14 protein-coding genes are annotated in these 12,857 nt (G+C 52.0%); 13 read left to right on the top strand and 1 reads right to left on the bottom strand.

What is annotated here, in order from left to right:
* Positions 1-2: 2 nt before the first annotated feature.
* From HGBM_RS17230 to murQ, 5 genes are read left to right on the top strand one after another with little or no spacing between them, the layout of a single operon-like run.
* The gene (locus HGBM_RS17230; RefSeq protein ID WP_019122337.1) at positions 3-1,235 is read left to right on the top strand and encodes a serine hydrolase domain-containing protein; all 1,233 of its coding nucleotides are present in this window, start codon (positions 3-5) and stop codon (positions 1,233-1,235) included.
* 25 nt (positions 1,236-1,260) lie between these two features.
* Positions 1,261-2,235 carry an ABC transporter ATP-binding protein gene (locus HGBM_RS17225; RefSeq protein WP_019122336.1) on the top strand — a complete coding sequence of 325 codons (975 nt, stop codon included), beginning with the start codon at positions 1,261-1,263 and terminating at the stop codon, positions 2,233-2,235.
* Positions 2,232-3,194: an ABC transporter ATP-binding protein gene (locus tag HGBM_RS17220; protein ID WP_019122335.1), complete on the top strand. Its 963-nt coding sequence runs from the start codon at positions 2,232-2,234 to the stop codon at positions 3,192-3,194. The genes HGBM_RS17225 and HGBM_RS17220 overlap by 4 nt, the downstream gene beginning before the upstream one ends.
* A gap of 29 nt (positions 3,195-3,223) precedes the next feature.
* Positions 3,224-4,090 carry a MurR/RpiR family transcriptional regulator gene (locus HGBM_RS17215; protein WP_019122334.1) on the top strand — a complete coding sequence of 289 codons (867 nt, stop codon included), beginning with the start codon at positions 3,224-3,226 and terminating at the stop codon, positions 4,088-4,090.
* 45 nt (positions 4,091-4,135) lie between these two features.
* Positions 4,136-5,053, top strand: a complete 918-nt coding sequence (murQ, locus tag HGBM_RS17210) for an N-acetylmuramic acid 6-phosphate etherase (protein ID WP_019122333.1) — start codon at positions 4,136-4,138, stop codon at positions 5,051-5,053.
* Between the two features lie 200 nt (positions 5,054-5,253).
* Here murQ and HGBM_RS17205 read toward each other — a convergent pair whose 3' ends face one another.
* Positions 5,254-5,541 carry a 2Fe-2S iron-sulfur cluster-binding protein gene (locus tag HGBM_RS17205; RefSeq protein WP_019122332.1) on the bottom strand — a complete coding sequence of 96 codons (288 nt, stop codon included), beginning with the start codon at positions 5,539-5,541 and terminating at the stop codon, positions 5,254-5,256.
* A 44-nt stretch (positions 5,542-5,585) separates the two neighbouring features.
* Here HGBM_RS17205 and HGBM_RS17200 point away from each other — a divergent pair, with 44 nt between their 5' ends.
* From HGBM_RS17200 to HGBM_RS27780, 8 genes are all read left to right on the top strand, one after another.
* Positions 5,586-6,278 carry an NAD(P)-binding domain-containing protein gene (locus HGBM_RS17200; RefSeq protein WP_081590224.1) on the top strand — a complete coding sequence of 231 codons (693 nt, stop codon included), beginning with the start codon at positions 5,586-5,588 and terminating at the stop codon, positions 6,276-6,278.
* Between the two features lie 231 nt (positions 6,279-6,509).
* Positions 6,510-6,917 (top strand): Na-translocating system protein MpsC family protein, encoded by a 408-nt coding sequence (locus HGBM_RS17195; protein ID WP_019122330.1) that lies wholly within the window; start codon positions 6,510-6,512, stop codon positions 6,915-6,917.
* A 383-nt stretch (positions 6,918-7,300) separates the two neighbouring features.
* On the top strand, positions 7,301-8,341 hold the full coding sequence (locus HGBM_RS17190; RefSeq protein WP_019122329.1) for a Nif3-like dinuclear metal center hexameric protein: 1,041 nt from the start codon (positions 7,301-7,303) through the stop codon (positions 8,339-8,341).
* A gap of 29 nt (positions 8,342-8,370) precedes the next feature.
* Positions 8,371-9,459, top strand: coding sequence for an ABC transporter substrate-binding protein (locus tag HGBM_RS17185; protein ID WP_019122328.1), 1,089 nt, complete (start codon positions 8,371-8,373; stop codon positions 9,457-9,459).
* Positions 9,460-9,473: 14 nt separating this feature from the next.
* Entirely contained in the window at positions 9,474-10,253 is a 780-nt protein-coding gene (locus HGBM_RS17180) for an ABC transporter ATP-binding protein (RefSeq protein ID WP_019122327.1), read from the top strand.
* A complete protein-coding gene (locus HGBM_RS17175) occupies positions 10,234-11,124 on the top strand; it encodes an ABC transporter permease (RefSeq protein ID WP_019122326.1) in 891 nt (296 codons plus the stop codon). Before HGBM_RS17180 ends, HGBM_RS17175 begins: the two co-directional genes overlap by 20 nt.
* Before the next feature lie 188 nt (positions 11,125-11,312).
* Complete coding sequence (locus HGBM_RS31330) at positions 11,313-11,786, top strand: hypothetical protein (RefSeq protein ID WP_218917006.1); 474 nt, start codon at positions 11,313-11,315, stop codon at positions 11,784-11,786.
* Complete coding sequence (locus HGBM_RS27780) at positions 11,728-12,789, top strand: hypothetical protein (protein ID WP_218917005.1); 1,062 nt, start codon at positions 11,728-11,730, stop codon at positions 12,787-12,789. The genes HGBM_RS31330 and HGBM_RS27780 overlap by 59 nt, the downstream gene beginning before the upstream one ends.
* The last annotated feature ends 68 nt before the right edge of the window (positions 12,790-12,857 follow it).

Below are 12,857 nucleotides of genomic sequence, written 5' to 3'. Positions count from 1 at the left end.
GGATGATGACAAAAAGAGAAGGCACCCACGATTTTGATCAGATCGGGCGGCAGATTGCCAGCCATCTGGAACAAGGGATTCGGGACGGGATTTTTCCAGGGGGCATTTGCAGCCTGACGGTAGGCAGCCGCCCGCCGATCGTCGTCGCCCGCGGGCACACATCGTCAGGGCAGCAGTCACGGCCTGTCGATGCCGATACGATTTACGACATCGCTTCGCTGACCAAGGTGGTCGTTACCCTGCCGCTGGTTTTGCTTGCGGTTCAACAGGGCAGGCTGTCACTGAACGATCCTGTGGTCAAGCATCTCCCGGAACTGGAAGCGGGCCCCGACGCAGAAGCGAAGCGGCGGATTACGCTGTACCACCTGCTGACCCATACGTCCGGTCTGCCTGCATGGAGGCCGTACTTCCTGGAGGGGAGCGGCCGGGCGGCCTACCTCTCGCTGATCGCAGCGGAAGCGCTGGACGGCACGCCGGGGGGACAGGTAATCTACAGCGACCTCGGATTCATGCTGCTCGGCTTTACGCTCGAGCGGGTCTGGGACGAGGACCTTGACCAGCTGGCCCGGCGATTGCTCTTTTCTCCCTTGGGCATGAGCATGACGGCATACAAACCGCTTGAAGCACTGGCGGAGCACGCCCCGCGGATCGCTGCTGCCGAACAGGGAAACGGTTATGAGCGCGACATGGCGATTCGCTTTCTTTCCGAGCGGACGGATCAGCGCAGCCTGGATATGCTTAAGCGGGCGGCCTCGTTCTCCTGGCGGCAGGGCACGATCTGCGGAACGGTCCACGACTGCAATGCGCATTACGGTTTGGCCGGTGTCAGCGGCCATGCCGGATTATTTTCCACAATAGCGGATTTGGAGCGCTACATGAAGATCTGGACCGCCGAGACAGCGCCGCTCTTGATCAATCCTGTGCTTCGGCAATTTGCCGCTCGCACCCATACGAGCGGATGCTCGCCGATTCAGCGGGCGCTCGGCTGGGAGGCGTCCCCGACAGGCGGTACGCTGGAACAGGTGGTCGCCGGATGTTCGGGCGGCGACCTGATCTCACCTGCAGCTTTCGGCCATACAGGGTTTACCGGCACCTCTATCTGGCATGATCCGCTGCGGCAGGCAACCTTGATTACCTTGACCAATCGGGTCCATCCAACTGTTAGCACGGAGATTCTCCAATGGCGCAGGGCTCATCACAATCGAATTTTTGCCTTGATCATGCCTTGCAGATAACGGCAGGAAAAGAGGGGAATAGCAAATGGCACCGTTGCTGGAAATAAAAGATTTGACTACCTCGATTACGTCCGCAAAGAACAAGCTGACGATCGTCGGCGGGATCAGCATCACGCTGGAGGCGGGCGAGACGCTTGGCGTCGTCGGTGAATCGGGCTGCGGCAAGAGCGTGACCAGTTTGTCGGTCATGCGCCTCCTAGATAAAAAAGTGGAGATCTCCGGGAACGTCTTGTTCGAGGGCGCAGACCTTCTGGCGCTGAGCGAAAAAGAGATGCAAAAGCTGCGCGGGAACCAGATCGCGATGATCTTTCAAGAGCCGATGACTTCGCTGAATCCTCTGCACACCATCGGCAAACAGATCGCCGAACCGTTGATCCGGCACCAGGGGCTGTCCAAGCGGGAAGCGAAGGAACGGGCGACCCAGCTGCTGCGGCAGGTAGGCATCCCCCGTCCGGCGGAAATCTGCTCGGAATACCCGCACCAGCTGTCGGGAGGGATGCGCCAGCGGGTGATGATCGCGATGGCGATGGCGTGCAACCCGAAGGTGCTCATCGCCGACGAGCCGACGACGGCATTGGACGTGACGATCCAAGCGCAAATTCTGGAATTGATGAAAAAGGTAAAACGCGAACAGGGCACGGCGATTCTCCTGATCACCCACGACTTGGGCGTCGTGGCGGAAATGTGCGACCGGGTGATCGTCATGTACGCGGGACAAATCGTCGAGGAAGCGGATGTGCGTAGCCTGTTTCGCGACCCGAAGCATCCGTACACGGTCGGGTTGATGAAGTCGATGCCCGATGTGAAGTCGGAGCAGGAACGGCTGGAATCGATTCCGGGCGCGGTTCCGCTGCTTCATGAAATGCCCGGCGGCTGCCGGTTTGCGCCGCGCTGTTCAAAAGCAATGGACATCTGTCACCGGCAAGCGCCTGAATTACATGCAGCGGGGGACGGCCACAGATGCCGTTGCTGGCTGTATGCCGAGGGGGAAAAGAAATGACGCAGCCTTTGCTTATGGTCAGATCGCTGAAAAAGCACTTCCCCGGCAAGAGCGGGTTCTGGGGAAACCAGGGCGTGGTTCGGGCCGTCGACGGCGTAGATTTGACGGTGTATCCCGGGGAGACGGTCAGCATTGTCGGCGAATCCGGGTGCGGCAAGTCGACGACCGGCCGCTGCATTTTGCGGCTGCTCGAACCGACTGAAGGAGAGATTTTATTTCAGGGCAAGGATATCTTGAAGCTGAACGAAGAGCAGATGCGAGGCATGCGGCGGAACATGCAGATCGTCTTCCAGGATCCGTTTGCCTCGCTCAATCCGCGCAAGACGATCGGGCAGATCTTGGCCGACCCGCTGATCGTCCACGGGATCGGGACAGCGGCGGAGCGGAAGAAACAAGTGGAGGAAATGATCGAGATCGTCGGGTTGACCAAGCAGCATCTCGACCGTTACCCGCATGAATTCTCCGGCGGGCAGCGGCAGCGGATCGGAATCGCCCGGGCGTTGATCTTAAAGCCGAAACTGGTGATCGCCGACGAACCGGTCTCTGCCCTGGACGTGTCGATCCAGGCCCAGATTCTCAATTTGATGCAGGATCTGCAAAAGGAATTTCAACTGACGTACCTGTTCATCTCCCACGATTTGAGCGTGGTGCGCCATATCTCCGATCGGGTGGCCGTCATGTATTTGGGCAAGGTAGTGGAAGTGGCGGACAAGAAATCCTTGTATGAAAATCCGGTTCATCCGTATACGCGGGCGCTGCTTTCTGCCGTGCCGGTGCCGGATCCGGAGCATAAGGTAGAGAGAATCCTGTTGGAAGGCGATTTGCCCAGTCCGGCCAATCCGCCGACAGGCTGTACGTTCCATCCGCGCTGTCCGGTGTGCGTGGAGATGTGCAAAAAGGAGATTCCTGCCCTGAAAGAGAAGGCGGCGGGCCACTTCGTCAGCTGCCATTTGGAATAGGTGTTAGAAGAAAAACAGCGGAAAGCGGGTTGTTTGGCTTGAATGGCGGACTGATTCGATTACAGGAAATGTTGTATCATTTGAAGCCGTCGGAGCGAAAAGCAGCGGAATTCATCTTGCAGAACCCGGAAGTCGCCGTACAGCTTTCCGTTCACAAATTGGCGGAGCTCTGCGGTGTTTCGGAAGCGACGATCATCCGTTTGACCCGGTCGCTCAACATGGGCGGTTTTCAGGAATTGAAACTTCGCATTGCCGGAGATTTGACAAAAAATGTAACAGCAAACAGCTATCAAGAAATCAGCATGGGCGGCTCCGTGGAATCGATCATCCAGGCTGTCAGCAACAACAATCAGCAATCGATCCGGGATACGGTTACCGTGCTGTCTGTAGAAGAGGTCAGACGGGCAGCAGATGCCCTGTCACAAGCGAGAAAAATTGACGTGTACGGCGTCGGAGCCTCAGCCGTGATCGCCTATGACGTCAGGCAGAAATTTTCCCGGATCAACTGGTGGTGCGAAGCCCACTCGGATTTTCACGCGCAGCTTACCTCTGCGGTAACGCTGACGGACCGGGATGTCGCCTTCGGGATCTCCTATTCCGGGGAGACGGAAGACATCATCCAATCGCTGGCCGAAGCGAAACGGCAGGGTGCGACGTTGATCAGCCTGACCAAATTCGGCAAATCGCCGGTTGCCGACCTGGCAGACATCCGACTGTATACAAGCTCCGTTGAGCAAAGCATTCGCAGCGGGGCGATGGCCTCGCGCATTGCCCAGTTGAATGTGATCGATATCTTGTTTGTGACGATTGCCAGCCAGCTGCAGGACGAAATCATTCCCCGCTTGGAAAACACGCGGATTGCGGTAAGCAGAACCAAACGCACATCGAGCAAATAGAGAGACAGATACAGGGGGAACGATTTCGAGGAGAGGATGGGATGCATGATCAATCATTTAAATAAACTGACAACAGAGATGAAACACAGCGGTTCAGCCAATCTGGATCAGTTGTCGACCCTGGAAATTGTGAAACTGATGAATGAAGAAGACAAAAAGGTCGCGTTCGCCGTGGAGCAAACCCTGGACCAGGTGGCCAAGGCAGTCGACCTGATTCACGCTGCCGTGGAAAAAGGGGGCAGGCTGCTTTACTTCGGCGCCGGCACCAGCGGACGCCTGGGCATCCTGGATGCGGCGGAGTGCCCACCGACCTTTGGAACGCCGCCCCACCTGGTGCAGGGAGTGATCGCCGGGGGACCCGCCGCGCTGATCCAGGCAGTCGAAGGAGCGGAAGACCTGGAGGAGCTGGGAAAAGAAGATGTTCACAAATACGGCGTGTCGGCCAACGACGCCGTCGTCGGGATCGCTGCCAGCGGCCGCACCCCTTACGTGCTGGGCGCGCTGGCCGAGGCGAAAGCCAGAGGGGCCGCCACCATCTCGCTCTCTTGCAATCCCGGCGCCTTGATCGCCCGGGACGCCGACGTCGCCATCAACGTGGTCACGGGACCGGAGGTGGTCACAGGCTCTACCAGGCTCAAGGCAGGGACGGCACAGAAAATGGTGCTTAACATGCTGACCACCGCCACGATGATCAAGCTGGGGAAGGTTTACGGCAACCTGATGGTCAACGTGCAAGCGACCAACTACAAGCTGAAAGAGCGGGTAAAACGCATCGTCATGGAAGTGACCGGCGTCAGCTACCCCGAAGCGGAACGTTTGGCCGAAGCGGCAGGCGGAGACGCCCGGGTTGCCATCATTATGCAGAAGACCGGAGCAAGCGCGGAAGAGGCGATTCGCCTGATGCAGCAGACCGGCGGTAAAATTCGCCAGGCGATTGCGCAGTTTGACCGAGCGGAAGAATAGTTGGGCGGGGGAGACCTCCATATTGTACGCAATGGCGGAGGCTATGTTTAGTAGAAACATAGCTTCCGCCATTTTGGGTATCAGAGGGAAATGTCTGTGCTTCATCGTATTTTCCGATAAAAGAACGCTATATGATTCAAGGTCTTTTTTAAAGATGGGTATTTCCTTTGCATTTGGTATACGATATACTATAAATCAAATTACTCTTCCTGCTCAAGCTCCAAATCCGCTGTGATAAACAATTGGCAGGTTAGCCGGTACCCTTCCTTCAGTTTGTCACCGAGCATCTTAACTTCCTTCCAATTCGGTTCAGACAGGTGTTCGGCACCTTTGATGATTTTGCTGACGCATTTGGTGCAGCGCCCCATGCCGCAGCCGTACTTGATGCCGGGAAACTGCTTGGTTCCGGCCAGTACAACAAGGTTGGCGTTTTCCTTAACTGTCTGCTCGTGATGGAAGTCACCGCGGTGAAAGGTAATTTTTGGCATATGAATTACTCCTCCTGCTTTCATTTTATGGATAGAAAAGGGTGATGATGATCGTGGAGAATGGCGTGGTTGCTATTATCGGCCTTGGCCAGCTGGGCGAGTTGCTCTCCAAAAGGGTACAAGCCTCCCGGCTGCTGCTGGTCAGTTCTGATGAACGGAAGTCCAGTCGTCTTGCGGCAGAGATCCCGGGCGCCGAACCAGGCAGCGAGAAGCGGCTGCATGAGGCTTCCGTTGTCGTCATGGCGCTTCCCGCGCACACGCTGATTCCTTATTATGAGGTGGTCTCACAGCACTTGTCTTCCGGCACCCTGCTTGTCAACCCGGCCACACTTATATCGACGGAGCAACTTCGCAAGGTTTGTCCAAAGCATACGTGGATTGGCATGAAGCTGCTTGGCAGCGTCAAGGAATTGAGTACCGGCAAACGCGGCATTCTGATCACCGACTCCCCTGCATACCTAGAAATGCTGCAAGCTCTGTTCTCGCCGTTGGGCACCGTGCTGGCTGGCGATGAGGATTGGGTCGCCAGCTGTAACCGAATCGCTACCTATCATGCTCTGGAAGCCTGTTTGCGGATTGAAGCAGACATTCGCCGGCTGGGGATTCCCGAAGAACTGATTTACGCCGCACAAACCACGGTTGCAAAAGGCATCCTGCAGTCTTATCCTGACGGGACTCTCGGCCACTTCGGCAAAACGGTTCTGGACCAGGTACTGGCAGATCGGCGGAATGCTTGAATCTGACATCAATCAATTTTAGTATATTGTATACCAAATTCGAATCTTTTGAAAGAGCATTTTACAGATGATGAGGGAAATTCCGTTCATTCCTTATCGAAGTCCTTGCAAAAAGTCCGATTTACAGATAGACGCAACAACCTATTTCGCTAACTGACCGTTTTTGTTGAATGGACAAAAATTATGACTGAATATTCCGTTTTCAGAGTCGCAGCTCCCAAGAGGGTGGGAATGCTTGCAGCTGCTTTCAAGAATGACAATACAAGGGAAGGGATGGGCATGCAAAAGCAATATCCAATCGGCGTGTTAAAGCAGGAGATTATTAAAATTTACAATTCCATCAACCAAGAGATTTTCGGAATCGGAATCAAATCGCAAAAAATCGAAATATCAGGTGACAAAGCTTATATTTTCGCTACCCATAAACGTATCCCGGCACTGAAGATTTTGGATGAGGCCCATCGCAGCGTGACGGCTAATGTGGATGCCTTGGTAATGGAAGCGAACAAAAAAATGCTTAAGGAGCAGATCGAAAAAACACTTGGCTTGAAAGTGAAGCTGGTGCTGAAAGATTACGACCCGATCACAGAATTTTCTGGAACAGTTATTGTTTTTCAGGAGGAGTTTGTAGTTACTTGACTGTTGTGAGGTTATCGTCCATCCTTCTTGATTTTACTCTTTTTGTGTGATACATTACCTCGCAAGTGTACAAGTTTAGCTGACAATCTGATGTTAATAAGTCTAGGAGGATGAGGGTTTGGATCCTTCCATCAATCTGGAAGAAGATTCATCTCCTTTCTGTTCCTTGGACAACACAGAAGCAGGTGATAAAGATCTCCGCGTGGGGAGAGTTTTACAGCCGCTAATTGTGACATATCCGGGTATTTCAAGACCCATATGCTCATGATGGCGGCTTTTTTTGTCGACAGGCCCCTGCCTGCTTCTTGCGGTTTTGAGCTAGTCAGGTTTTCTTGCGAATTTTTTGAATAGTACCAAAACACAGTTTGGAAAGGAGAAGCGTTATGGTCAATGTACAGACACAGACAGAGGTCAGGCATGTTTTGGAGGTGCTCAACACGATCTCGAGAGGTCGAATGGTCATGGATTGGGACGAGATTACTTCCGGCACAAATCCTTATGTGGTCATGAAAACCTCCAATATACCCGGCAAAAATGTATTGGAGATTCCAGGGCTTATCTTCGGCAGCAAGCATAAACCTGTCAGGCGTATCGGCGTCGGGATGACCTTGACGGAGTCGATGATTGAGATGGCATCGGCAATGAGGCTTGATTTGATTGTCGTTCACCATCCTGTAGCAGATGCGGCCAATTCAGGCGGGGTTCCGTTTGCGGATTACCTGCCCCTGTACGATTTGGCCCTGATTGAAATGCACGAGGCTTTCCACGGGCTTCACCCCGGGCTAACGCTGCTGCATGGGCACCGGAAGCTTTCAACCGATATTTCATTTTGCGGGCTGCCCGGGAATGTGCTGCATAAGGGCATTGCACTTGAGGGTGTAAATACTGCCGGCGACATCCTGGCGAGAATCGACAGTTGGATGGGAAGGGAGATCGATGCGGATTTATTAGAGGCGGAGCGGGCGATTCGCGGGGAATCCACCTTGCAGGAGGCGACGCTGTCGAATCCGGTCAGGCTGCTAAGCGGCTCGGTTGATCAGCCCGTCAAGCACATTCTGCACTTTTTTCCGCATACGGGCTTTTCATTGGAGCATCTCGAAATCGCCCTGAGAATGTATCCGGAGACGGACACAATTATCGTGAGCATAAGCCGGGTGAGAGAGGATCATGAACTCGTGGAGCTAGCCAGGCGAAGAGGGCTGAATTTTATTGTCGGCAACCCGCATTCCGTTGAAATTTTGGAGAACGGGCTTCCGCTTGCCTTTGCCTTGGAGATGCTGCTTCCCGGCGTCGAGGTGTTCCTGCTCAGGGAACGCATTACGGCTGTTTCGCTTCACGATGTCGGCCATGCCAAGATGGTTGAATATGGCAGGGGGATGGCTGAGGCTTATTTGGTCAATGTGCCGTCTCGTGCCGTTCAATAAACAAATATCATTTTTGGGAGGAAGTTACCATGATGATGAGGAAACTGGCTGTTCTGTTGCTTTGTGTGATGTTGCTGGCATTTGCAGCGGCTTGTGGGAACGAGTCCGCGTCGAATCAGGCCAATACCCCTCCGGCGAATGCTCTTGCCGCCAATGCAAGCGGGGAAACGGGGGCAAAGTCCGGGACCGAACCGGCAGGTCAAGGGGAAGCTGTCACGGTTAAATTTTCAGAGGTCATCCGTTCGATTTTTTATGCCCCGCATTATGTCGCCATTCAGCAGGGGTTCTTTGCCGAGGAAGGGCTTGCGATCGACATGAATACCGCTCAAGGCTCGGATAAGGGCGCCGCCGCATTGATCGCCGGGACGGCGGACATCTCGCTGGTTGGACCAGAAACAGCGATTTATATTTTCAACCAGGAAGGGGACAAAAAAATCAAAATATTCCATCAGCTGACGATGAAGGACGGCTCGTTCCTGCTCTCCAGGGAAAAGCTGGATAACTTCAAATTGACCGATCTGGCAGGCAAAACGATTATAGGCTGGAGACCGGGCAGTGCTCCGCAGATGGTATTAAACTCGCAGCTGCTAAAGGAAAAAGTAACGGATGTAAAGGTGATCACCAACCTTGCCTCCCCGGCGATGGCCGGCGCCTTTGCGAGCGGCCAGGGAGATTTTATTCAACTGTACGAGCCGGTGTCTTCCAAGCTGGAGAAGGACGGCGTTGCCCATTATGTGGCTTCCATGGGCGAAGTATTTGGCTCGTTCCCGGAAACCTCCTATGTGGCGACTGCGGATTTCATCAATCAGCATCCTGAGGTCATTCAGAAGTTTGTGAATGCTGTTGCCAAAGGAACAAAATGGATCCAATCTGCCAGCGATGAAGAAATTGCTGCTGCTTTGATGCCGTTCTTTGAAGGAACGCCAAAGGAATTGATCATTCAATCGGTTGCCCGCTACAAAAATCAGGGTACATGGGCACCTGTTCCGGAGCTGACGGCTGAAAGCTTTGCAACGCTGCAAAATGTACTGATAGAAAATGGCGTATTGAAGCCGGAGGAAAAAATATCCAACATAGATGACGTGGTGGATATGAGCTTTGTGAAAAATCTCAAGTAAGGAGGAATAAGCCGATGTCGCAAATCGAATTAAACGGCGTGTGCTTAAGCTATTTCACCTTAAAACAGGAAACGGAAGCGCTGCGGGATATTAATCTCACGATCCACCCCGGAGAATTCATCAGTATTGTGGGACCGAGCGGCTGCGGCAAAAGCACGCTGCTCTCCCTGATCTCCGGGATGGTGAAGCCGACGAAGGGGAGGGTGATGATCGACGGGCAGGAGGTGTCTGGCACCTCCCCCAAAGTGGGATATATGCTGCAGCAGGACCACTTGTTCGAATGGCGGGATATTTTGAGCAACCTGATGGTGGGAGCGGAAATTCGCAGGATGGACCTTCAGAGGGCAAAGCGAAAAGCGCTTGAGCTGATGGAGCGCTACGGGTTGGGCGGCTTCGAGCATCATAATCCGGCCCAACTGTCCGGGGGGATGCGCCAACGGGTGGCGCTCATCCGTACGCTTGTGACCGAGCCGGATATCATGCTGCTGGATGAACCGTTCTCGGCCCTTGATTACCAGACACGTTTGACGCTTGCCGATGAGATACTCCGCATTATTAAGGAGCAGGGCAAGACCGCGATTCTCGTTACCCACGATATATCCGAGGCGATCAGCATGGCCGACCGGGTGATGGTCATGTCCAAGAGGCCAAGTACGATTTCATCTATCCATACGATGCAATTTACTGCAGAGGAGGAGCTCTCCCCATGGAAAAAGAGAGCAGCCAACCGATATCATACGTACTTTAACGCTATTTGGAAGGAGTTGCAGGGCCATGTCGTTTCTACCGGCTAGAGAAGCGTCAACTTCAGTTACAGAACCGCGTACAGAACAGCAGTCGGCAGCTTTCATCAACAGCAGCCGTAACGTGCCCTCGTCTCGTTACGCTGAGTATTTGCGGACCCAAAAAAGAAAACTGTGGCTGATCCGTTTGTCCCGGATCGGAGTGTTGCTCCTCTTCCTTGCCATATGGGAGCTGGCCGCTTCAAAGCAATGGGTGAATCCGATGCTGACAAGCAGGCCCTCCAGCATCGTGACGTCTTTTCAGGAGCTCACGCTTGAAGGGGAGTTATTCCGGCATACGTGGATTACTACTTGGGAAACGATTATCGGCATTGTCGTTTCCATGGCGCTCGGAACGCTGATTGCTGTCGTCTTCTGGTGGTCGAACTTTGCAGCCAAGGTGCTGGAGCCTTATGTCGTCGTGTTAAACGCACTTCCCAAGGTGGCACTTGGCCCGATCTTCTATATCTGGCTTGGCGACCGTTATTCCATATACGGCATGGCCGTAGCAATCTCCATAATTGTGACGATCATCATGATTGAGAGCGGGTTTAAGGAAATCAGCAAAACCAAACTCAAGCTGATGGAATCATTCGGGGCTACCCGTACACAAATGCTGACGATGGTGCTCTTGCCAGCGAGTTTGCCGAATTTCATTGCCACCTTAAAGGTAAATGTCGGTTTGACCTTAGTCGGCGTTATTATGGGAGAGTTTCTCTCGTCAAAGGCGGGACTCGGTTATTTGATCACGTATGGAGGCCAGGTGTTCCAGATGAACATGGTAATGGTCAGTATTGCCATCCTTGGCCTGCTATCGATTGTTCTGTATGGTTTGGTGGATCTGTTGGGTCGATATGCACTGAAAAACTTTCATTATGAGTAAGTCAGAAAGATCCCCCTTCTTTCACAGGATATGGAAGAAGGGGGATTGTCTTTCGAGAAAGTGATAGATAAATCTAAGATTTTCGAAAAATTGTATACCAAATACCAAATAAAGTGTGTTACAATTCTATTCATCCGATAAGAAATTATCAGACAAGAGTCTAAATTCGAAATTCGGGAGGATTTTGCATGGAAAATGTCCATCTAGCTGCGGCACACTGGTTTTTTTTACTGGTTATAGTCACAATTTTTACATTTATGATTTTTAGGCGTGATATTGTATTGCCTTCGATTATAGGTATCTTTGGATTAGGACTTTTTGCTGGGAAGGGCAATGGATTACTGGATATGGTTATCAGCGGAATGCAAGTGGTGTTTCAGGCGTTGTTGCATTCAGCGGTAGAACTCTTTGATATCATGCTGGTAAATGCTCTGATGGTAGCGATGTTAAGGTCATTACAAAAATCAGGCGCAGACTTATTGATGGTAGGACAAGTAAAGAAATTAATGGTAAATGGGAGCTTTCTTTGTTTTAGGGGCCACAATGTATATCGCTGCTACGTTTTTCTAGCCTACACCCGCGGTAGCACTGGTAGGTACAGTGTTGATACCGATCGCTATTCAAGTTGGCTTGCCGGCAATGGGGGCAGCAGTACTAGTTAATCTGTTCGGACATGGAATGGCTTTATCCGGTGATTTGGTTATTCAAGGTGCCCCTCGTTTAACAGCGAATGCTGCTGGATTGGATATATCACAAATCCTGCCCTATACAGCCTTTTTTTCTCTTACGGTAGGTTTAGTAGCGATTGCCATTGCTTTCTATACGATTCGTCGAGACATGAAAAATGGTATTTTACAAGAAGCTAAAAAAGCGGAAATCTTTACTGCCAAATTTAGCAAGGAACAGATCATGGCTAAGCAAAAAATCGCGACTGCAAGTGATGCATACAGCGGGGACGAAGAATTGGGAAAACACGCCAAATTATTCGCCGTATTAGTCCCTGTGGTTTTGCTTGCTATCGTCATCTTGATCATTTATCGGGCAATATTTGATCCTTCTCATGCGATTAAAGGAGGCTCTGCTACTGCATTGTTAGGAGGAGTTGCTGTTATCTTATTAATCCTATCTACCTTTTCACATGAGAAAGGGAAAGCGATTGAAGAGATTGTGAATCATTTAAGGGAAGGGTTCTTCTTTGCTGTTAAAATTTTTGCTTCAATCATCCCGATTGCAGGTTTTTTCTTATTAGGACATCCAGAACATGCGGCGGAGGTATTAGGGGAGGGTTCGACAGGATACTTATTTGATTTAGGTACGGCACTTGGCCAATATCTTGGTGGAAACCATGTCATTCTAACGTTAGGCATTGCCATAATCGCATTATTAACGGGTCTGGACGGTTCCGGATTTTCCGGATTGCCGCTAGTTGGAGCTTTATCCGCTTCGCTTGGTACGTCAGCTCATGCAAATGTAGCAGTACTTGCATCTCTTGGACAAGTTGCAGCTGTCTTTGCAGGGGGAGGAACGTTAACCGCTTGGGCGTTTGGAGTGGCGGCTGACTGTGGTATTGCAAGTGTGAAGCCGGCTGATCTCGTAAGAAGAAATCTTATACCGGTCATGGCTGGGTTATTTGCATCCTGTATACTTGCAATTTTCTTAATGTAACATTCGCCTTAAAGGCGTGATTTTTTGGTTACTATCGGTATACAATGTACAATAACCATAACCCATGA

It is taken from the genome of Brevibacillus massiliensis, from assembly GCF_000311785.1.
GTDB lineage: Bacteria > Bacillota > Bacilli > Brevibacillales > Brevibacillaceae > Brevibacillus_C > Brevibacillus_C massiliensis.
Note: the sequence above shows the minus strand (reverse complement) of the source record. Positions and strands in the feature narration are given on the sequence as shown.

What these genes read in the sequence shown, in the direction of transcription:
- HGBM_RS17230 (WP_019122337.1), top strand. Translation starts at nt 3, where the DNA reads ATGATGACAAAAAGAGAAGGCACCCACGATTTTGATCAGATCGGGCGG.
- HGBM_RS17185 (WP_019122328.1), top strand. Translation starts at nt 8,371, where the DNA reads ATGATGATGAGGAAACTGGCTGTTCTGTTGCTTTGTGTGATGTTGCTG.
- HGBM_RS17195 (WP_019122330.1), top strand. Translation starts at nt 6,510, where the DNA reads ATGCTTGCAGCTGCTTTCAAGAATGACAATACAAGGGAAGGGATGGGC.
- HGBM_RS17220 (WP_019122335.1), top strand. Translation starts at nt 2,232, where the DNA reads ATGACGCAGCCTTTGCTTATGGTCAGATCGCTGAAAAAGCACTTCCCC.
- HGBM_RS17180 (WP_019122327.1), top strand. Translation starts at nt 9,474, where the DNA reads ATGTCGCAAATCGAATTAAACGGCGTGTGCTTAAGCTATTTCACCTTA.
- HGBM_RS17225 (WP_019122336.1), top strand. Translation starts at nt 1,261, where the DNA reads ATGGCACCGTTGCTGGAAATAAAAGATTTGACTACCTCGATTACGTCC.
- HGBM_RS31330 (WP_218917006.1), top strand. Translation starts at nt 11,313, where the DNA reads ATGGAAAATGTCCATCTAGCTGCGGCACACTGGTTTTTTTTACTGGTT.
- HGBM_RS17200 (WP_081590224.1), top strand. Translation starts at nt 5,586, where the DNA reads ATGATGATCGTGGAGAATGGCGTGGTTGCTATTATCGGCCTTGGCCAG.
- HGBM_RS17190 (WP_019122329.1), top strand. Translation starts at nt 7,301, where the DNA reads ATGGTCAATGTACAGACACAGACAGAGGTCAGGCATGTTTTGGAGGTG.
- HGBM_RS17205 (WP_019122332.1), bottom strand. Translation starts at nt 5,541, where the DNA reads ATGCCAAAAATTACCTTTCACCGCGGTGACTTCCATCACGAGCAGACA.
- murQ (WP_019122333.1), top strand. Translation starts at nt 4,136, where the DNA reads ATGATCAATCATTTAAATAAACTGACAACAGAGATGAAACACAGCGGT.
- HGBM_RS17175 (WP_019122326.1), top strand. Translation starts at nt 10,234, where the DNA reads ATGTCGTTTCTACCGGCTAGAGAAGCGTCAACTTCAGTTACAGAACCG.